We start from the raw sequence: 19184 nt of genomic DNA on the forward strand, positions 1-19184 counted from the left end.
TCAGGCCACAGATTCCCGCCGTACCAGTTCGGCTTCGAATTTGAGCGCCAATCCCTCTACCGGCTTGTGATCCAGCAGCCTCAGGGCCAGCTCAGCGGCACGCTCTCCCATCTCCTCGATGGGGTAACGTACCGTGGTGAGCTTGGGATAGATGTATCGGGCATAGGGGATGTCATCAAAACCGACCACAGAGACCTGCTGGGGGATCTTGTAACCCCGCTCCAGCAGACAGGAGATAGCCCCCGCCACCATGGCATCGTTGAAACCAAGCACAGCGCTGAACTCGACGCCGCGCGCCAGCAGCTCGCTCATGGCCACATAGCCACCTTTTTCATCGGCATAGGCACGGCCGATGAGGGCAGGATCCAGCTCGATACCTGCCCGTTGCAGGGCGAAGCGATAGCCGGCCATCCGCTGCTGACCATCCACAAACTCCTCGTCATCGGAGGTGACGAAGGCAATCTTGCGATGTCCCGCGTCCAGCAGATGCTGGCAAGCCGTGGTGATACCGGCCTGGTTGTCCAGCCAGACGCAGCGATCCTCGCAGCCTGGCACCTGACGGTTGATGAAGACGATGGGGGTCGTGCCCGACGCCAGCTCGCTGAGCTCTTCGTCAGGCAGCGCCTTGCTGTGCAGGATCAGGGCATCGCACTGGCGCTGCAGCAGCGCCTGGATGGCGTGCCGCTCACGGGCCGCGTCGTGGTTGCCGGACACCACGATGGTGAACTTGTTCGCCTTGTCTACCATGCTTTCGATGCCGCGCATCATCTGAGCGAAGAAGGGGCCGCCACACAGATCCCCCACCAGCACACCGATACAGTTGGAGCGTTTGCTCACCAGGGCCTGGGCGAAGCTGTTTGGACGAAAGCTGAGCTCCTTCATGGCCGCGAGGACAGCCTCGCGCTTCTCGGGCGCCACCTGCGCCGTGTTGTTGATCACTCGAGACACTGTCGAAATGGAGACATTCGCCAGCTGAGACACATCTTTGATCGTTGCCACTCTCGATTCCTTTGTTGGAAAAGCCTGTCAGTGATGATCGAGCATTGTATCGAACCTGACAGACCAAGACGCGGCGCCCGATCACCTGACAGGTTTCCTTTTGTAACAAAGCTTAAGGGATGATAACCATTCTGGGGCAAGAATGGGAGGCAGCCGCGACAACGACTGCCCCCGAACTCAATAAGCGTGATTCAGCTCGCGTTCCGACATGAAACGCAAAGGCTGCTGCAGCTTGTGTTGATAGATGAGATCGAAAGAGAGCACGTTCTGGACATAGTTGCGCGTCTCCCGATAGGGGATGCTCTCCACCCAGACATCCATTGGCTTGTTGTCGCTCTGCTCGCGCCAGCGCTTGACCCGGCCAGGACCCGCATTGTAGGCCGCCGCCGCCAGGATCCGGTTGCCGTCATACACATCCAGCAGGCGCTTGAGGTAGGCGCTGCCAAGACGAATGTTCATGGCCGGGTCGAACAGTTGCTGCTCGTTGCGATAGGGCACCCCAAGCTTGCCGGCCGTCTCTCTCGCGGTGGCAGGCATCAGCTGCATCAACCCCCTCGCCCCGACCGGTGACTGGGCCAGGGGATAGAGTGCGCTCTCCTGACGGGAGATCGCGTAGAGCAGACTGGTGTTCATGGTGCGCTCTTGTGCCATCTGGGAGAAGGTGCGCTTGAGGGGCAGTGGGAAGCGCAGGTCCAGCGCATCCCAGGCCTCGGCACGGATGCTGGAGAGGATCGCCAGCTCGTGCCAGCCCTGGTTGAGGGCGATGTGGCCAAACTCCAGGCGCTGGGCCACGCTGTTGCGATCCATGTTGTGGATCCACTCAGAGCGGGCCGCCGTGATCTCGTTCATCGCCAGCAGCTCACGCACCCGCAGCAGGAAGGGCCAGCGGCGGCTGGCACTTTGCCAGTCCGGCACCTTTTGCGCCACGCTCTGGTTCTTCATGCGATAGGGCACACCGGTGCGCTGGGCCGCCATGAAGCCATAGAAGCCGCGCAGACTCGCAGTCTCGAGATAGAGGTCCCGCGCCGGTTTCTGCCGCCCCTGTTTCTCCAGCGAGCGCGCCATCCAGTAACGCCAGCGATCCTCTTTTTGCAGCCCCATGGGCATCCGCTTGACCCAGCCTTCGAGGCCGCGCCAATCCTGCTCCCAGATGGCAAGACGGGCCCGCAGCTCCACCAGCTCCGGATCCTTGAGCCGCACCAGAGCCGTATCCAGCCAGGCGCGCTGGTCAGAAGAGCGGTCCAGCAACAGGCGGCGGGCGGCCGCCTTCTCCACCCGACTCACCTCAGCATGGTTCAGGCCGAAGCGACGGGTCATCTCCCCCAGCTGGCGCAGAACCGCGTCGGGCTCCTGGTTGGCGTAGCGAGCCAGCCCCAGTGAGAGCAGATGCCGCGACGGGGGCGCCGCCGTGAAGTTGGCCGGATTCATCGCCCGCACGGGTTGGTCATACAGGGCGATCATCTGATCGCCATACCCCTTCATGCCGCTGCCGAGCTGGGCCCCGAGGTGGCGAATGAGGTTGGGGTTCTGGGCCTCGAAAGCCAGGTTCATGCGCTCCCAGATCTTCTCCTGGGTGCGCAGACCCGCTTGCTGCCAGAGCTGGAACAGGGGATCGCAGGCATCAGGCCTGGACTGACCGCTCAACCAGAGCTTGCCTGCCTCCTGCAGGGCTTCACTTTTGTGCCCCGTGTAGTAGCGGGCCTGATAGTGCTGACAGAGCAGATCGGTGGAGCTTGGCTTGGCCGGATAGAAGCGCAGGAACTGGGACCACTGCTGGCTCTGGGCAAGATAGGTGAGATAGCTGCGCTCGAGCCGGTTGGACTGGGGGGTGTCCCCGTGCTGGCGGATGAAGCGGGTCACATCGTTGTAGTCTGCCGCCCCGGGACGGAACGCAAGCTGGTAGTAATCCAGATAGGGCAGCAGCGGATAGTGGATCAGGCGTGCCCGAAGCTGGCTGAATTTGACCTGATCATTGGCACGCACGGCCTCATGGGCCTGGCGATAGAGAGACTGCTCCATGGTCTGCGCAAAGGCGGGTGCCACTAGCCCTGGCACGCACAGCGCCGAAAAGATGATTCCCTGCACGGCTTTCACGAAAGGTATTCTCCCTTGAGAGGCATAACCACCGCCCGCTGGCGGTGGTGAGATACCTTCATTCTACCCGTTAAATATGGGCGCTACGCCACACTATTTTTATCGGTGCAGACGGGGCGATCACCGCGTACCTGGCGGCTGACATAGCGTTCAAGGTAGGGAACAGGGAGCGGCTTGGAGGCGAGGTATCCCTGGAAGAAATGGCAGCCCTGTGCCTGCAGAAACTCCAGTTGCTGGCGGGACTCCACCCCCTCCGCCGTCACGTTGAACCCCATGTGGCGGGCCATGGCGATCACGGCCTCGACGATGGCCATGTTGTCACCATCCTTCGGAATGTCCTGGATGAAAGAGCGGTCGATCTTGAGCTCGTCAGCCGGCAGCCGCTTGAGGTAGCTCAGGGAAGAGTACCCCGCCCCGAAGTCGTCGATGGCAAAGCTGATGCCCAGGGTCTTGAGTTCCGCCATCTTGCTGATGGTGTCTTCCGCATGACCCAGCACCACCGACTCGGTGATCTCCAGGTTGAGGCAGGCGGGATCCATGCCGGTGGCCGCCAGCACGTCGTGAATGCGATCGACAAAGTCGGGAGCATGGAACTGTTTGGCGCTCACGTTGACCGACAGCTGGGGGACGTGGATCCCGCTCTCCTCCCAGGAGACGTACTGGGTACAGGCTTCGTGCAATACCCAGTTGCCGATGTCGACAATGAGATCCGTCTCCTCGGCAATGGGGATGAACTCGGCAGGCGACACCAGGGCACGCCCGGGGGGTTGCCAGCGGATCAGTGCCTCGACACCGATGATCTCCCCCCCCGCCACCATGTGCTGGGGCTGGTAGTGGAGAGTCAGCTCCCCATTGTCGAGGGCACTGCGCAGCTCGTTGTGAATGTGCAGACGCCGGTCGGCCTGCAACTGCATAGAGGCATCGAAGAAGCGCCGGGTCTTGCGGCCCGCCGATTTCGCCTGATACATGGCGGTGTCAGCCTGCTTGAGCAGATCCCCCGCCTCCTGCTCCCGACCGGGGAAGAGGGTGATGCCGACACTGGCGCCGATGTGCAGCACCTGGCCTCTGAAATCATAGGGGGCGGCGATCTCCCCGATCAGCCGCTCCGCGATGAGGTCGGCCTGCATCTCCGCCTGGGGCGGGCTGATGGAGAGCGCTGGCAGCAACAACACGAACTCGTCGCCGCCGAGACGGGCCAAACAATCCCCCTGGCGCACCAGCCGCTTGAGACGGCTGGCCACCTCCTTGAGCAGCCAGTCGCCGGTGGCGTGACCCAGGGAATCATTGATGGTCTTGAAGTGGTCGAGATCGATGAACAGCAGGGCCCCGATGAGGTGACTGCGATTTGCATCGGTGAACGCCTGGGTCAGAGTTTCGTGCAGCTGACGGCGATTGGGCAGGCCGGTCAGCTCGTCATAGAAGGCGAGATCCTGGATGCGGCGCTCCGCCGCCTTGCGCTCGGAAATATCCTCGAAGAAGATGACATAGTGGCTGATCCCCCCCTTCTCATCCTGCACCGGCGTGACGATCTCCCACTGGGGATAGGCGTGACCGTCGGCGTGCAGGCGCAGGGTTTCCCCCTGCCAGCGATCCAGGGCGTTGAGCTCGTAACCCAGCCCTCCCAGCCCCGACCAGAGATCGTTGCCAAGATGCAGACCAATCACCCCCTGGTTGTCAAAGCCGGTGATCTGGCTGAAGGCGTAATTGACCCGCAGGATCTTGAACTCGGGATCCGTGATGATGATCCCTTCGTGAGTTTCAAAGGCCACCGCAGACAGCCGCATCAGGGCATCGCTCTGCAGGCGCTCCAGCTCGGCCACCATGCGCACCGAGAAGATGGTCAGGACGGAGTCCAGATCCGTTGTCCGGGTCTGGCTCGGGAACAGCAGGGCGAGATGGCCCAGGATCTGACCGTTGCGATCGAGCAGCGGCTGGGCGTAATAGTGCTGGCCCGGGGGCAGGTTGGAATACCCGGTCAGGGGTTCACTCACGGGGACCGCGCTGGAGGCCCCCTGGCGATAGAGCTGCTGGCAGGGCATGTCACAGAGGGCATACTCCTTGACGTCGATGCCGTGGCTCGCCAGCACCCTGAGCCTGTCGAGACCAACCCGCTCCGTCAGCCAGACGGCAGTGGCTCCCAGGATATGGGCCAGCTCGTTGACCAGGGTCTGGCAAAAATCGAGCCCCGTCTTGGCGGAGAGCGCCTGCGCCAGCTTGGCCAGCAAGGGGGCCTGCAACATGGGAAGCGGCGGTGTCACGCCTGCGGGGGAATCGGCGCGATCCATCTCGCGATGCATCATTTCGAGGGGGGCAAGCCAGCCACAACAGAGCCCCTGTGCAGGCACATACTGACCGTACCAGAGCGCATGGTGTACCTTGCCGTCCTCATCGCGCAGGTGACCGATGAACTGACCAGGCTGGCCGGAATCGTGGAGTCTTGCAAGAAAATCGGCGAAACCCGCTTCATCTTCCCGCTCAAGTTGGGTGGCCCAGGGGTGGGCTCCCTCCCCTGCCCAGGGTTCACAAGAGACATGATCAGACAGGCTCCATTGCCCATGCTGCCGATCATAAAACCACATCATCTGGGTGGCTTGCTGCTTCATCTACGACTCCAACCACTACAACCACGTTATCCACCCCGACTCCTGCAGAAAAGCATATCCGTTTGCGCGCATATCTCCACCGGCGCATGGCAATGATGTTGCGATGCGATGAGGCGATGTGGGTGGAGAAAATTCGAGACTATGCGGCAAAAACCAAACATCGGGTCGACACAAGGCGCTGCCGAGGGGGGACAGAAACGATCCTATTTGCTGATACTGCCTGCCTGTTTCACTGAGCTCAAGCGGTTTTTGGCATGAAACGGGAAAAGCTCACAATTTATGGACAGCGGGATTCCCAAGGGGATTTTTCGTGACACAGATCACATTTTGATTTGGCGACATGGGTAATCTGGAGGTGAAGACACAAGCAAGACGACCCGAAGGGGGCCATTATGAAAATCGAAATGACCAGTAAAATCATCGACATCACCCCAGCCATCCGCGAGCGCATTGAATCCCGTTTTGAAAAGCTCGAGCGTCTTCAGGTGCCTCTTATCACACCCCATGTGATCATCTCCAAAGAGCGTTTGATGTATATCGTCGAAGCCACTATCGGCATTCCCAACGGCAAACTGTTTGCGCAGGCAGAGCACGAGGATCTCTATGCTGCCATCACGGACCTGGGCCAGAAGCTGGAACGCCAGCTCAACCGTCACACGGAAAAACCCATCGCCCGTCGTGCCGCCGGCAAGGAAGTGCCCCAACCGGACGAAGCAGACGCCTGACAAGGTTCACCACTCATAAAGCAAAAGGCGGGTTATCCCGCCTTTTTGCATTCTACCGTGCCGTCATCCCAGCCAGCGCAGCCTGGCATCCACCCCTTGCGCAAGCTCCTCGAGCAGCGGCAGCATCATCAGCGGAGCCTCCTCCCTGGGGTCAGCGCCCATAGGGCGGGTCTGCCAGCGCTCGCGACCCAGTGCCGAGAGGTTGTCGTACACTGCGGGATCCAGCGCGGGCGTTCGGCTCACCAGTGGCGGAGAGCGCAGCGCCAGCCAGAGTCTCACATCCGTCATGCACCCGCCCTGTTGCAGACGCTCGTTGAGGCTGGTGGCATCGCTCTCTTCCACCCCGCCTTGCAGGGACGCCCGGGGCATCAGACCGAAACGGGAGCGCCAATCCATCTCACCCGACGCAGGCTTGGGCGGGGCATCAAACCAGGGCTGCTCTTCCACCGCATCGGTCAGCAGCGCCAGGTGCAGCCTGAAGTCGGCACGGTCCCCCGCACGGAGATCCTGGTTGAGCCGTTGGCCCAACTGGGCCTCATCCACGAGCAAGCGGTCACGAATCGCACTGGGCAGCATGAGATAAATCTTGGAAATGAAGGTTTCATTGCTTATCGGCCATCAACCCGATCCTTTAAGCATTAAAAATCCCGGCAGAGGGGTTCACAAGCGCGACAGATCTGTTAGTATGCGCCTCGCACTTGGGGAGGGGTTCCCGAGCGGCCAAAGGGATCAGACTGTAAATCTGACGGCTCTGCCTTCGAAGGTTCGAATCCTTCTCCCTCCACCATTCAAGTGCGCACAATCAGGTCATGCCCCGTGGAGGGGTTCCCGAGCGGCCAAAGGGATCAGACTGTAAATCTGACGGCTCTGCCTTCGAAGGTTCGAATCCTTCTCCCTCCACCATCTTTCAGAGAACCCGGCCTTGTGCCGGGTTTTCGCTTTTCTGCCTTCCACAAATCCCCTTCTTCTACAAAAAAACGGGAGGCCAGGCCTCCCGTCAATATATGCACGCTCTCACCCCGAACCTGCTGGCGACAGCTGTCATCAGCAGGTCGGGCAGAGGGGGATAAACGTCTCCCCAGGCATCTGTCTTGTCATCCGCGCCCCTTACAGGGTGAAGCGATAGAAGATATCCACCGCCTGGGCCACCCCGCTCATGGCCTGCAGATAGAGCCTTGGCATCAGCTCGTAGCGCAGCTTGAATTCGGCGATGGGGCTGAACACCCCGACCCCGTACTGGAACTGCAAGCCGGGCAGCAGGTAGGCCGACAGGGTCACCTGGGTGTCATCACCACTGCCTGCGGTATCGAGGGCCACGTCGCTCATGCCGAGGGACTCCCCGATGCTGGAGACCACGCCGCTCGCCTGGCTCACGGCCCCCGCCACCAGCAGGCCGTTGAAGCCGCCATCCTCGCCGCTGGTCTGCAATCCCTTGCCCCGCAACAGATAGGAGAGCTGTTCGGACTGCGCCATCTGCGGCTCGGAATAGACGGTGATCTTCGGCTTGGTGGCCGGCCCCGTCACCCGCACCCCGACGGTCACGTTGTCCTCGATGGTATCCGGATCCCGATAGGTCTCGATGTTGAGATAGGGCTGATCGATGGGGCCGGAGAAGAGGATCCGCCCCTCCTTGATGATGAGGTTCTGGCCATAGGCCTTGAAGCGCCCGTCCCTGAGCTCCAGTTGCCCGTTGCCCGAGAGCGGCTTGGAGGGATCCTGGCGAATGTTGAGGGCCCCTCCCACCTTGGTCTTGAGTCCCATGGCTTCGAGGCGGACGTCGTCCCCGAGCCGGATGGCGAGCCTGATCTCCATGGGCAGCGGTGCCGCCTTGGGGACCGGCGGCAGATCGTCGTAGATGACGGTGACATCATCGGAGACCGCTACCGCGCTGTCTGGCAGGCTCTTGACCAGGATGCGCGACCAGGGGATGTCCACCTGCCCGGTCACCCTGGTCTCCTCCCCGAGAGAGATGGCGATGTCAGGTGTCACCCTGACCCGACCCATGCCCGGGTACTGGGCTTCCAGCTCCTTGCCCTGAATGGTGAGGCTGCCGGTCACCGGCTGCTGGGCCCAGCTCAGCCAGCCCCCCAGCACCAGGGGGCCCTTGCCCACCATCATGGAGCCGTCGAGTTCGGCCCGGTTGCCTTCTATCTTGAGGCGGGTCACCAGCTTGGAGAGGGTCACCATGTCGGAGTGGGTCTGAACCTCCCCCTCCTTCAGGTTCAGCTCGCCATACAGCAGGGGGGCAGCCAGGGTACCGTCGAAGCGGGCATCCGCCGAGATGACCCCTTGCAGGGAGCGCACTTCGGGAATGAGGGGCGCAAAGGTCGCCAGCTTCAGATCGTCAAACCTGAGTTGACCGCCGAGGTTGCCGCGGCCGGCGGGATCCCGGATCAGCAGATCGGTGTCGATGTTGCCGATCTGCTCGGAAGCGAAATCGACCCGGATGGCGGCCTGCTGGCGCTCGAAATCGATCCCGAGCTCGAGACGCTGGTAGTCGGTCTTGAGTTCGTCGGCGACGAAGGTCCCAGGCGTGGTGCGCACGGTGGCGTGCAGGGTCGGCTGGTTGCCGCGCCAGCTGGCGCGCCCGTCGGCCGACAGCACCGCCTGCCAGCGGAAATTGTCCGGCAACCAGGGGCGCAGCCGCTTGAGATCAAATTCGTTCAGGGCAAATTCCAGATTGCCCTGGGACTGGGCTATCCGGCTCCCCTTGACGCAGAGACTGGCCTTCTGGGACGCGAGGCAGAGATCCCCCATGGTCAACTGCTGTTTCGGCAGATCCAGGTCCAGAGACCAGGGGGCGGCCAGCGCCCAGCGCTTGAGGGGGGTCTTGAGCTTCAGCTCGGCAAGGGCGCCACGCCAGTGGTCACCGCGCAGGCTGCCATTCAGGCTGAGGTCTGCCGCCAGGGGATCCCCCTTCATGGTCAAGGTGAGCCCGTGGCGCTCGAGATCGCCGCTCAGGTTCAGGGCGATTTGCGAGAGCTTGGTCTCCCCCTGCGCCAGGCTCGCCACCGTCACCGCCACCTCACCGGCGGGCTTCTCCCCGACCAGGGCGTTGGCCTTGATGACGGTCTCCTTGAGGACGGTGCCCGCGTAGGCGAGTCGGCCCGACACCAGATCGGCATTCACGCGCGGCGCCTGCTGGTTGCCGGTGACGCGCACCTGGCCCTTGATGTCCCCTCCCAGACCCGGGTAGATACCCCCAAGCTTGGGCGCATCCAGATCCGCATCCAGCTTCCAGGCCTGGGTCGTGAGCGAGCCTTTGGCCTGCAGCCGGTTGGGGCCGCTTTGCAGCGCCAGGGCCGGGATGGTCCACTCCATCTTGTCGTTGCCGCTGAGCCTGCCCTGCAAGGCCAGGGGATACTGGTTGAGCTTGCCATCCACCTTGAGCTCGGGCAGGGCCAGCTGCCAGTGGCCCGCCTCATCCAGATCGAAGCGGCTGGTGATCTTGCCCGCCAGTGCCCCCTTGATCTCGGGCACCAGCTCCGCCGGGTTGATCCCCTTGAATTCGGTCGTCCCCTGCCACTGGACCCCCTTGCTCCAGGCCAGCTTGCCGTCGAGCTTGAGCTCCCCCTTGAGGGCCCCCAGCAGCAGCTCGATACGGCTCAGCTGGTTGAGATCCCCCTTGCCCGAGAGCGCCACCTTGAAGGGGGGCACATCGGTCCCCTTGCCGGCGGTGTTGAGCGCAAACTGGTAACCGGAGAGCTTGCCCTTGGCGCTCAGGGTACCCTTGTCCAGCCGATAGCTGGGCTCATCCTTGGCAGGCTTGTGCAGGGGCCAGGAGAGGCTCTTCCAGTCCAGCGCCAGATCGAAGGGCAGATCCGGGTCGAGGGCCGCGAGGGATCCTTTGAGATTGGCGCCCACCGGCCCCTTGGCCTTGAGTGCCAGCCCAAGCTTGCCCACAGAACCGTCCAGGACGAGATTGACCTGCTCCCCCTTGAGCTCCCCGTCCAGCAGCCCTTGACGCGCCTTGGCATCCAGAGTCAGGGCGAGGGGGTAATCCTCGTGCAGGCGCACCTGACCACGCAAGGCCAGATCCGCCATGGCATGGCGCAAGGAGAGCTCCCGGATGTCGATGCGCTCCTCCTCGGCGGTGGCCGACAGCAAGAGGTTGTCGAGCCCCTCCACCAGCTCACCTTGCTGATAGCGAAACGCCGTGACCTGCAATCCTTCCAGCTGGATGGGGAAAGGCAGGCGCACGGCCGGCAGCACCATGGGCTCGGGCTTGCTTGCGGCCTGCGTCTTGTCACCGGGGGCAGCCTTGCCCTCGCCGGCCGCCAGGGTGGCGCTTTTCTCATCCGCCGGTTTGGCGCCCTTGTCACTGGCCGCCTCCACCGGGGACGGTGCCAGCACCACGTTCAGGCCATCGAGCACGGGGCCGCGCACGATGAGCCCGGCGCGATCCAGGGCGGCGCCAATGTCCAGATCCTTGAGGGTGATCGTCACACCGGGCACCGCCACATCGAGATCGGCAACCTTGAGGCTGTCGACCTGGATTTTGAGCGGCAACGGATGCCAGACGAAGGGCTCCGACGGCTCTTCCGGCACCGGCTCGGACTCCGCCACCCGGACCACGGGGCGAGTCACCGCCAGAGACTTGATCCAGAGCTTGCCCTGCAGGAGCTTGCCCAGATCCCAGTCCAGCACGGCCCGCTCCACGGTGACATCCACCAGCTCGTCCTGCCAGCCAACCCCTTCGAAGGTCCAGCCATACCCGAGTTGCCCCGCCACCAGCTCCCCCTTGAGGGAGGGCAGCGCGGCTCTGGCCTGTTGCCACAGCCACTTGTTGCCCTGATGGGTGAAGCCCAGCAGGCTGACGCCGATGAGCAGCAGGAAGAAGAGGCCCATGAGCCACAAGAAAATGCGTTTTACCCAGATCACGATGCAGACCCCTGCAAGGAAAGCAGCCGCAGCGGCCAGAAAAGAGAAAGAAGAGGATATGCGCCTGGTTGCCGGGTCATAGTTCCGGCCCCAGTGCGAAGTGCAGCCGCAGCGGCTTGTCCTCCTCGGAGATGCCCACCGCCAGATCGAGCCTGACCTGACCGATGGGGGTGACCCAGCGCACCCCGACCCCGGTGCCTATCTTCCAGGCCTCGCTGTAGTCGACGGTGGCGGTCCCGGCGTCCACGAACAGGGCGCCGAGCCACTTCTCGCTGAAGCGGTAGTTGTACTCCAGGCTGCCAACGCTGGCGTAGCGTCCGCCGGTCAGCTTGCCATCGTCCCCCCGTGGCGAAATGGTCTCGTAACCGTAGCCCCGGACCGTCTGATCGCCGCCGGTGAAGAAGCGCAGGGAGGGCGGGACCAGGGAGAAATCATCCCCGACGATGGCCCCCTGCTCGGCCCGCATCAGGAAACGGTGATCTTCGCCCAGGGTGCGCAGCCACTTGCTGCGCCCCCACACCCGCATGAAGCTGATGTCGGACCCCCAGTAGGGGCTCGAGAACTCCATCGTCAGTTGCTGGCGATCCCCCCAATCCGGCACCAGACCGCCGCGCACCCGCAGCCGTGACCAGGAGACGCCGGGGATCAGCAGCAGGCTGTTCCCCTCGTCCTGACCCTGGACGTAGCGCTCGTTCTCCAGGCGCACAAAGACGTCTCTGTCCCAGCTCTCCGGTCGGCGTGTCCAGCGGTGCACCCCGAAGGTGGCCAGATCGGAGCGGGTGTCGTTGTTGTCGGTGTATTGATAGCCCGCCTGCAGGGAGTAGTAATCCCGCAGCGGGTTGCCCACCGGGATCTGGTAGTCGAAGCTGAGCTCCGCTTCCGGCGCCGAGATCTTGGCGGTGCTGGAGAGGCGGTGACCATAGCGGTTCACCCAGGGTTTCTCCCAGGTGGCACTCAGGCGCGGCCCCACGTCCGTGGCATAACCGATACCGGTCTCAATCTCGTGATCGACCCGGTTGGAGAGGGTCACCTGCACCGGCACCCGGTTGCCCTCGGCCTGGCTGATCAGGGGTTTGATGTCCACCTGCTTGAACAGCTTGGTGGAGGAGACATCCTGGGACATCTCCGCCAGACGGATCGCCAGATAGGGGTCGCCGCTCTTGATGTTGATGAGCGGGCGGATCAGGTGCAGTGCCTCCGGCGTCGCGTCATAGCGGATCTCGCCGAAATGGTAGCGCGGGCCAGAGCGAAACAGGATGTAGATCTCCGCCTTGCCCTGTTCCGGGAAAACCTTGACCTGGCTCTTGCTGATCTTGGCGTCAAAATAGCCGCGGGCCAGCCCCAGACTGCCGAGATCCGCCTTGATGGATTCATATTTGCCGTGGTTGAGGGGATCTCCCTCCTTCAGGGGCAGCTTGTCCAGCAGCTCGCTGTACACCTCGTCGCTCCCCGCATCCCCTTCCAGCAGGATGTCGAGGCGCGAGATGATCACGGGTTCCCCCCGCTCAATCTCGATCACCACCTTGGCGGGCGTCTTCTTGTCGCGGTTCAGAGTGATCTTGGGCTGGTAGTAGCCATAGACCTGCAGCGCCTTCTGTACGCTCTCGGTGATCTTGGCGCGGGCGGGGCGGTACTGGCGTTCCTGGTAGACGGGCAGGGCGTTGAGGTAGGCCTCGACGTTGTCTTTCTGCTCTCCCCTGACCCCCTTGATCTGGTAGGTCAACTTGGCCGCCATGGCGGGCATCGCCATCAGCCAGAGAGCGAGGGCGAACAGCAAGAGACCGGGCCCGGGGCGACGGGATCGCCCGGATGAAGTGCTCCCGATGAGAAAAGTAGGATAGCATCCTGTCAAACGTCATTTTCCCCGAATAACATGATTTAAAGATTGTGTTATTTAGTACGATACCGAGACTCATCCCGGGCGAGTGCCGCTCATCCTAGCATAATCGCGACGGCGAAATCCCACGCTCGGGGCCCCTTTGCGTGCCGCTCTGCCACCCCCGGTGCGGGGATCGCTTCGGCCCTGCAAGGAGCCAGCCGGGTGTGAGGAGCCAAACTGCGCACAATCCGGGCAAGGGGCGAACAAAACGCCATCACCGACCCCGCCACGCCGGATCTCCCCTGGCGGCCTTGGGCTGGCAGCAGGGTCCGGCTCGTCGCGACAACCCTTGTCGGACACCCCGCATCCGGCGGGTTTCGTCAACCCGTCCCCCTCGACTTGCTCCGCGCCCTCTTCCCCATCCTGCCTGCTATTGAACAGGAAAATAAGTTTAAATCAATCACTTGAATAGATGGCACTAAAGCTTCGTTCAATTCAATCGATTTATCCCGCTGCCCCTGCGCTCCTGCCTGTCCCACACTGATCCCAATCATCGCAGGAGAGACCCCATGCACCTACGTAGCGAACAACTGGCTGACTACATCGCCGACCGACTCGAGTTCATCACCTTCCTGGCCTGCTGCAGCGCCCTGCTGGCCCTGCTGACCGGCATGAACGGCCAGCAGGCCCTCGCCTTCACCGCGCTCAATCTGCCCTTTGGCCTGGCCCTGCTGCTGGGCATGGCCCTGCTCGCTCCCCTGTCTGCCCACTGGCGCCTGCCCGGCATAGTTCTGCTGCTGGTGAGCGCAGCCCTGGCCACCCTGCAGATGGGGGGCAACTGGCTCAACCCCCTGGCCATCTGGAGCCTCTATGCCCTGCTGGGGCTGGAGATCCTCTGGCAATCCCGGGCCAGGGTCCCCCTGGCCGCCGGCCCCCGGAGCCGGGTCTCGCGCCCGAGGGGCTGACGTGGAGGCGCAATTGCAGTAATCTTGCGCCCCCTTTCCCCTCGCCGAGGAGCATTCCGATGAAAAAAGCCTGTGCCCAGCACATCCTGGTCAAGACCGAGAAACAGTGTCTGGAGATCAAGGAGAAGCTCGCCAAGGGCGCCGATTTCAACCAGATGGCCAAGCGTTTCTCCACCTGCCCTTCCGGCAAGCGTGGCGGCGATCTGGGAGAGTTCTCCAAGGGGGACATGGTCAAGTCCTTCGACGATGCCGTGTTCAAGGGGGAGCTGCTGACCGTGCTGGGGCCGGTGCGCACCAAGTTCGGCTTCCACCTCATCAAGGTGCTCTATCGCAACTGATCCAGGGCGACGAGGCCATCGGCTCTCTGAGCCGCACGCCTGAGATTGATGATCATTTACTAACGTTATCAGGCAATTAAGTTTATCCTTCTGGGCATAGTTCCATCCTGTCCCGTGGATCCCTCATATGCACAGCTCTTTGTGGTGGCCGCTGCTGACCTGGCTATTGCCCCTTTGCGGGGCCCTTGGCAGCCGCGCCCATCTCTGGCCCTGGTGGCTCGGCTTCATCCTCTGTCTCGCCAGCGCCCTCCTCAGCCTCGTGCTGCTGCTGCGCCTGCCCTGGCGTTATCGCCGCACCACCAACCTCTGGCCGGATATCTGGGGCATAACTCCCCTGCTGTTGCCCCTGCTGTTTCTCGTCCAGGCGCTGCGCTCCCCCCTCACCAACGACGTCAGCACGGATCCCTACCATCCGCCACGGCTCCAGTGGGCCGAGCAGCTCAGAAGCCAGGAGGATCTCCCGGTCTCCCCCCCGCCCCTGCAACTATTTCCAGGCAACCCCGGTCCTCTCTATACCCGGGCATCCCCGGTCGAAGTACTCGCGGAAGCCGAGGAACTGATGACGGAGCTGGGCTGGCAGGTTCGCCCGGGCAGCGAGGGTATCGATGCCGTCGTCACCACCGGCTGGTTCGGGTTTCAGGATGACGTGGCCCTGCGGGTCTTTGCCGGGCCCAAAGAGACCCGTATCGACATGCGCTCCGCCTCGCGCCTGGGGCGCAGCGATCTGGGGGTCAACCGGGCACGGATCATCGATTTCCTGAATCGGTTGAACGAGCGCCTGGGCGGGGCCTACAAGCCCAAGATGGAGAAGCTCAAAGAGGAACAAGATGCGCATTGAGGTCAAACCGGACCGGGCCTACGCCTGGTTCATCCGCCCCTTCTTCTGGCTGCAGAAACGCAACTACGGTCAGGTGCTGATCCCGGGCAAGTGCTGGGGGCGCTCCCCCAGGCTGTTCGCCGCGGTCGCCACCCTCTACGGCGTCATCAACCGCCAGCGCTCCCCCATCGACCCCGTGCTGCGCTCCCTGGTGACGGTGCGAGTCTCCCAGCTCAACTGGTGTCGTTTCTGTGTCGACATCAACGCCATGACCCTCGTCAAGCGGGCAGGCTCCAGCGACAAGGTGGAGGCGCTGGCCCGGTGGCGCGACAGCCCCTTGTTCGACGAGCGGGAGCGGGCCGTGCTGGACTATGCCGAGGCCATGACCGGGCTGGATGGCGTGAGCGACGAGCAGGCCGCCCGCCTCAAGCCCTGGTTCGATGACGACGCCCTGGTGGAGCTCACCGGCCTCATCGCCTTCCAGAACATGTCCGCCAAGTTCAATGCCGCTCTCGACATCGCTCCCCAGGGGTTCTGCCAGTTGCCGGTGCAACCCGAGCGCCCCCTCGACAAGGGGCAGGGATGAACCAGGCACGCCTGCTGCTGTTGCTGGCGATGGGGGCCCTGGTCGGCACCTTCTTTGCCCTCGACCTTGACCACTATCTGAGCCTCACCCAGTTGCAGGCTCATCAGGAGCGCCTGGCCCTTTGGGTCGACCGCCATGTTGTCGCGGCCAGCCTGCTGTTTCTGGTGCTCTATGTGCTCACCACCGCCCTCTCCCTGCCGGGGGCGGCCCTGCTCACCCTGGCGGGCAGCGCCGTCTTCGGCATCCTGTGGGGGCTCTTGCTGGTCTCCTTTGCCAGCTCCCTTGGCGCCACCCTGGCCTTTCTCAGCGCCCGCTTACTGCTGCGGGACTGGGTCGAGACACGCTTTGGCGACAAGCTGGCGAGCGTTCAGGCCGGCATGCAAAAGGAGGGGGCCTTCTATCTGCTGAGCCTGCGCCTCATCCCCCTCTTCCCCTTCTTTCTGGTCAACCTGGTGATGGGGCTCACCCCCATCAGAGTCAGCACCTACTACTGGGTCAGCCAGCTCGGCATGCTGCCGGGCACCCTCGTCTACGTGCTGGCGGGAAGCGAGCTGGCTACCCTCACCAGCACAGGCAACCTCTTCTCCCCCGGCCTGCTGGCCGCCCTGACCCTGCTCGGCCTGATGCCCTGGCTGATGCGTGCCTTGCAGCGCCGTCTAGCCCTCTACCGGTTGCACGCCCCCTACAGCAAGCCGGCGCGCTTTGACTACAACCTGCTGGTGATAGGCGCCGGCGCCGGAGGTCTGGTCACCAGCTACATCGCCGCCGCGGTGAAAGCCAGAGTGGCCCTCATCGAGCAGCACAGGATGGGGGGGGATTGCCTCCATACCGGCTGCGTCCCCTCCAAGGCGCTGATCCGAAGCGCCCGCTTCGCCATTGAACAGCGCAAGGCCGGGGAGCTTGGTTTTACCCCGAGCCAGAGCCGCGCCGACTTCGCCGCCGTGATGGCGCGGGTCGCCCGGGTCATCGAGGAGGTCGAACCCCACGACTCGGTGGCGCGCTATGAAGGACTCGGGGTGGAGTGCATCCAGGGGCGGGCGCGGGTCACCTCCCCCTGGGAGGTGGAGGTCAACGGCAAGCGCCTGACCAGCCGTCATATCGTGATCGCCACCGGCGCCCGCCCCCGGGTGCCCGCACTGCCGGGGCTGGACAGGGTTCCCTACCTCACCTCCGACACCCTCTGGCAGCGACTGCGTGAGCCCCCCCGCCATCTGCTGGTGCTGGGAGGGGGCCCCATCGGCTGCGAGCTGGCCCAGAGCCTGGCCCTGCTCGGTATCCCCGTCACCCTGGTGGAGCAAGGCCCTCAGCTGCTGCCCCGGGAAGATAGGGACGTCGCCGGGGCCCTGGCCGCACAGCTGGAGCACGACGGTGTCACCCTGCACCTCGGCTGGCAGGCTACCTCGGCCGGGTATATGGACGGTAAAGGCGCCAACCTGCCCATCCGGCTGTACCTGCGCCGGGGGGACGAGACGCTGGTGGTTGAGGGGGACCAGCTGCTGCTGGCCCTTGGCCGGGAGGCCAACGTGAGCGGTTTCGGGCTGGAGGCGCTGGGGGTTGAACTGGCCCCCGGCGGCACCCTGGCCATCGACGGCTTCCTCGCCACCAACTACCCCAGCATCCTGGCGGTGGGGGACGTTGCCGGCCCCTACCAGTTCACCCATTTTGCCGCCCATCAGGCCTGGTATGCCGCCATCAACGCCCTCTTTGGCCAGTTCAGGCGCTTTCGGGCAGACTACAGGGTCATGGCGGCCACCTATACCAGTCCGGAGATAGCCCGGGTCGGCCTCAACCAGAAAGAGGCTCGGGCCCGAGGCATCCCCTTCGAGTCGACCCGCTTCGAGATGGCCGAGCTGGACAGAGCCATCGCCGATGGCGAGTCCGGGGGCTTTGTCGAGGTGCTGACGGTGCCGGGCCGTGACAGGATACTCGGGGCCACCATAGTGGGTGCTCACGCCGGCGAGCGGATCGCCGAGTTTGCCCTCGCCATGCGCCACCGCCTGGGACTTGGCAAGATCCTCGCCACCGTTCACCCCTACCCCACCCTGATGGAGGGGAACAAGTACGTGGCTGGCGCCTGGCGCCGTGCCCGCCAGCCCGGACGCCTGCTGGCGCTGCTGGCCCGTTATCACCGCTGGCGCCGCGGCGCCTGACTCTGACGAGGCAACCATCATGTTCACGACCCGACTTCGCGCCCTGCTCCGTCCCCTGATGGCCGCTGTCCCCCTGCTGCTGGCCTCCCCGCTCCACGCCAATGACGCGTCGTGGCAGCAGACCCTGCTGGCCGCCAGGGGGCAGACCGTCTACTTCAACGCCTGGGGGGGCAGCCCCGAGATCAACGCCTACCTGGTGTGGGCGGGGCAGGAGATCGCTCGCCAGTACCAGGTCGAGCTGGTGCAGGTGAAGGTGGATGACATCGCCCAGAGCGTGAGCCAGTTGCTGGCCGGCAAGCAGGCTGGCAAGACGTCGAACGGCCCCATCGACCTGCTCTGGGTCAACGGCGAAAACTTCAAGGCGCTCAAGGAGCAGGGGCTGCTGGGGGACCCCTTTACCGACGAGCTGCCCAACATGGCCCTGGTGGACACCACCCTGCCGGTGAGTGAAGACTTCACCGTGCCGGTCGAGGGGCTGGAGGCCCCCTGGGGCATAGGCCAGCTCAATCTGATGGTGGATGGCGACCAGGTAGACGTTCCTCCCACCTCGGCGGCCGCCCTGCTGGCCTGGGCCAAGGCTCACCCCGGCCGCTTCACCTACCCCAAGCCTCCCCAGTTTCACGGCTCTAGCTTTCTCAAGCAGATCCTGCTGGAGCTGACACCAGATCCGGCGCCCCTCTATCAAGAGGCGACCGATGCCGACTTCCTTCGCATCACCGCCCCTCTCTGGGCCTGGCTCGACCAGCTTCACCCCGCGCTCTGGCGAAAGGGCAGGCTCTTCCCCACCGGCGCCGCCGAAACCAGGCAGTTGCTCGATGACGGCGAGCTGGCCATGGCCATCAGCTTCAACCCGGGGGAAGCCCAGAGTTCGGTGCAAAACGGCACCCTGTCCCCCACCGTCAAGGCCATCGCCATGGAGAAAGGGGCGCTCACCAACAGCCATTTCCTCGCCATCCCCTTCAACGCTAACGCCCGGGCCGGGGCCAAGGTGGTGGTCAACTTCCTGCTGAGCCCCACCGCCCAGGCGCGCAAGAGCGACCCCACCTTCTGGGGGGATCCCAGCGTGCTGCGCCAGGAGGCGCTGCCAGGCCAGACCCGTCCGGTATTGCGCTTCAAGGGGGTGGCAGAGCCCCACCCCAGCTGGCAGACCCGGCTGGAAGCGGCCTGGGCCGAACGCTACGGCCACTGATCCATCATGCAGGCGCGC

At 63.7% G+C, this 19184-nt stretch carries 13 protein-coding genes and 2 tRNA genes; 9 read left to right on the forward strand and 6 right to left on the reverse strand.

Annotation, left to right across the window (positions count from 1 at the left end):
- From J9893_RS02150 to J9893_RS02160, 3 genes are all read right to left on the reverse strand, one after another.
- Window positions 1-999, reverse strand: coding sequence for a LacI family DNA-binding transcriptional regulator (locus J9893_RS02150; protein ID WP_029314259.1), 999 nt, complete (start codon window positions 997-999; stop codon window positions 1-3).
- Between the two features lie 177 nt (window positions 1000-1176).
- Window positions 1177-3093: a transglycosylase SLT domain-containing protein gene (locus tag J9893_RS02155; RefSeq protein WP_210600184.1), complete on the reverse strand. Its 1917-nt coding sequence runs from the start codon at window positions 3091-3093 to the stop codon at window positions 1177-1179.
- 83 nt (window positions 3094-3176) lie between these two features.
- Window positions 3177-5696 (reverse strand): GGDEF and EAL domain-containing protein, encoded by a 2520-nt coding sequence (locus J9893_RS02160; RefSeq protein ID WP_210600183.1) that lies wholly within the window; start codon window positions 5694-5696, stop codon window positions 3177-3179.
- A gap of 392 nt (window positions 5697-6088) precedes the next feature.
- On the opposite strand from J9893_RS02160, the gene raiA reads away from it, so the two are divergent.
- Complete coding sequence (raiA, locus tag J9893_RS02165; protein ID WP_010674126.1) at window positions 6089-6421, forward strand: ribosome-associated translation inhibitor RaiA; 333 nt, start codon at window positions 6089-6091, stop codon at window positions 6419-6421.
- A gap of 63 nt (window positions 6422-6484) precedes the next feature.
- Here raiA and J9893_RS02170 read toward each other — a convergent pair whose 3' ends face one another.
- Window positions 6485-6997, reverse strand: a complete 513-nt coding sequence (locus J9893_RS02170; protein ID WP_210600182.1) for a VC2046/SO_2500 family protein — start codon at window positions 6995-6997, stop codon at window positions 6485-6487.
- A 126-nt stretch (window positions 6998-7123) separates the two neighbouring features.
- On the opposite strand from J9893_RS02170, the gene J9893_RS02175 reads away from it, so the two are divergent.
- Both J9893_RS02175 and J9893_RS02180 read left to right on the forward strand, forming a co-directional pair.
- Window positions 7124-7208 (forward strand) — tRNA-Tyr (locus J9893_RS02175).
- A gap of 31 nt (window positions 7209-7239) precedes the next feature.
- Window positions 7240-7324, forward strand: a tRNA-Tyr gene (locus J9893_RS02180).
- Between the two features lie 204 nt (window positions 7325-7528).
- Here the strand turns inward: J9893_RS02180 and J9893_RS02185 are convergent.
- Together J9893_RS02185 and J9893_RS02190 are read right to left on the reverse strand one after the other, a co-directional pair.
- Window positions 7529-11302: a translocation/assembly module TamB domain-containing protein gene (locus tag J9893_RS02185; protein ID WP_210600181.1), complete on the reverse strand. Its 3774-nt coding sequence runs from the start codon at window positions 11300-11302 to the stop codon at window positions 7529-7531.
- Between the two features lie 76 nt (window positions 11303-11378).
- Window positions 11379-13154: an autotransporter assembly complex family protein gene (locus tag J9893_RS02190; RefSeq protein ID WP_210538555.1), complete on the reverse strand. Its 1776-nt coding sequence runs from the start codon at window positions 13152-13154 to the stop codon at window positions 11379-11381.
- A 536-nt stretch (window positions 13155-13690) separates the two neighbouring features.
- On the opposite strand from J9893_RS02190, the gene J9893_RS02195 reads away from it, so the two are divergent.
- From J9893_RS02195 to J9893_RS02220, 6 genes are all read left to right on the forward strand, one after another.
- On the forward strand, window positions 13691-14086 hold the full coding sequence (locus J9893_RS02195) for a hypothetical protein (RefSeq protein WP_043154193.1): 396 nt from the start codon (window positions 13691-13693) through the stop codon (window positions 14084-14086).
- A 59-nt stretch (window positions 14087-14145) separates the two neighbouring features.
- A complete protein-coding gene (locus J9893_RS02200) occupies window positions 14146-14424 on the forward strand; it encodes a peptidylprolyl isomerase (protein ID WP_210600180.1) in 279 nt (92 codons plus the stop codon).
- Window positions 14425-14551: 127 nt separating this feature from the next.
- Entirely contained in the window at window positions 14552-15262 is a 711-nt protein-coding gene (locus J9893_RS02205) for a DUF1499 domain-containing protein (protein WP_210600179.1), read from the forward strand.
- On the forward strand, window positions 15252-15827 hold the full coding sequence (locus tag J9893_RS02210; RefSeq protein WP_042865202.1) for a carboxymuconolactone decarboxylase family protein: 576 nt from the start codon (window positions 15252-15254) through the stop codon (window positions 15825-15827). Before J9893_RS02205 ends, J9893_RS02210 begins: the two co-directional genes overlap by 11 nt.
- Entirely contained in the window at window positions 15824-17977 is a 2154-nt protein-coding gene (locus J9893_RS02215; RefSeq protein ID WP_210600178.1) for a bifunctional TVP38/TMEM64 family protein/FAD-dependent oxidoreductase, read from the forward strand. Before J9893_RS02210 ends, J9893_RS02215 begins: the two co-directional genes overlap by 4 nt.
- Before the next feature lie 58 nt (window positions 17978-18035).
- Window positions 18036-19166 carry an ABC transporter substrate-binding protein gene (locus J9893_RS02220; RefSeq protein ID WP_223917984.1) on the forward strand — a complete coding sequence of 377 codons (1131 nt, stop codon included), beginning with the start codon at window positions 18036-18038 and terminating at the stop codon, window positions 19164-19166.
- The last annotated feature ends 18 nt before the right edge of the window (window positions 19167-19184 follow it).

Origin of the sequence: Aeromonas sp. MaB10011B (assembly GCF_017939325.1) — a bacterium.
GTDB classification, from domain to species: Bacteria; Pseudomonadota; Gammaproteobacteria; order Enterobacterales; family Aeromonadaceae; genus Aeromonas; species Aeromonas caviae.

Bases quoted from the DNA above. Each gene is read 5' to 3' on its own strand.
- J9893_RS02195 (WP_043154193.1), top strand. From the start codon at position 13,691: ATGCACCTACGTAGCGAACAACTGGCTGACTACATCGCCGACCGACTC.
- J9893_RS02205 (WP_210600179.1), top strand. From the start codon at position 14,552: ATGCACAGCTCTTTGTGGTGGCCGCTGCTGACCTGGCTATTGCCCCTT.
- J9893_RS02215 (WP_210600178.1), top strand. From the start codon at position 15,824: ATGAACCAGGCACGCCTGCTGCTGTTGCTGGCGATGGGGGCCCTGGTC.
- raiA (WP_010674126.1), top strand. From the start codon at position 6,089: ATGAAAATCGAAATGACCAGTAAAATCATCGACATCACCCCAGCCATC.
- J9893_RS02160 (WP_210600183.1), bottom strand. From the start codon at position 5,696: ATGAAGCAGCAAGCCACCCAGATGATGTGGTTTTATGATCGGCAGCAT.
- J9893_RS02220 (WP_223917984.1), top strand. From the start codon at position 18,036: ATGGCCGCTGTCCCCCTGCTGCTGGCCTCCCCGCTCCACGCCAATGAC.
- J9893_RS02210 (WP_042865202.1), top strand. From the start codon at position 15,252: ATGCGCATTGAGGTCAAACCGGACCGGGCCTACGCCTGGTTCATCCGC.
- J9893_RS02170 (WP_210600182.1), bottom strand. From the start codon at position 6,997: ATGCTGCCCAGTGCGATTCGTGACCGCTTGCTCGTGGATGAGGCCCAG.
- J9893_RS02200 (WP_210600180.1), top strand. From the start codon at position 14,146: ATGAAAAAAGCCTGTGCCCAGCACATCCTGGTCAAGACCGAGAAACAG.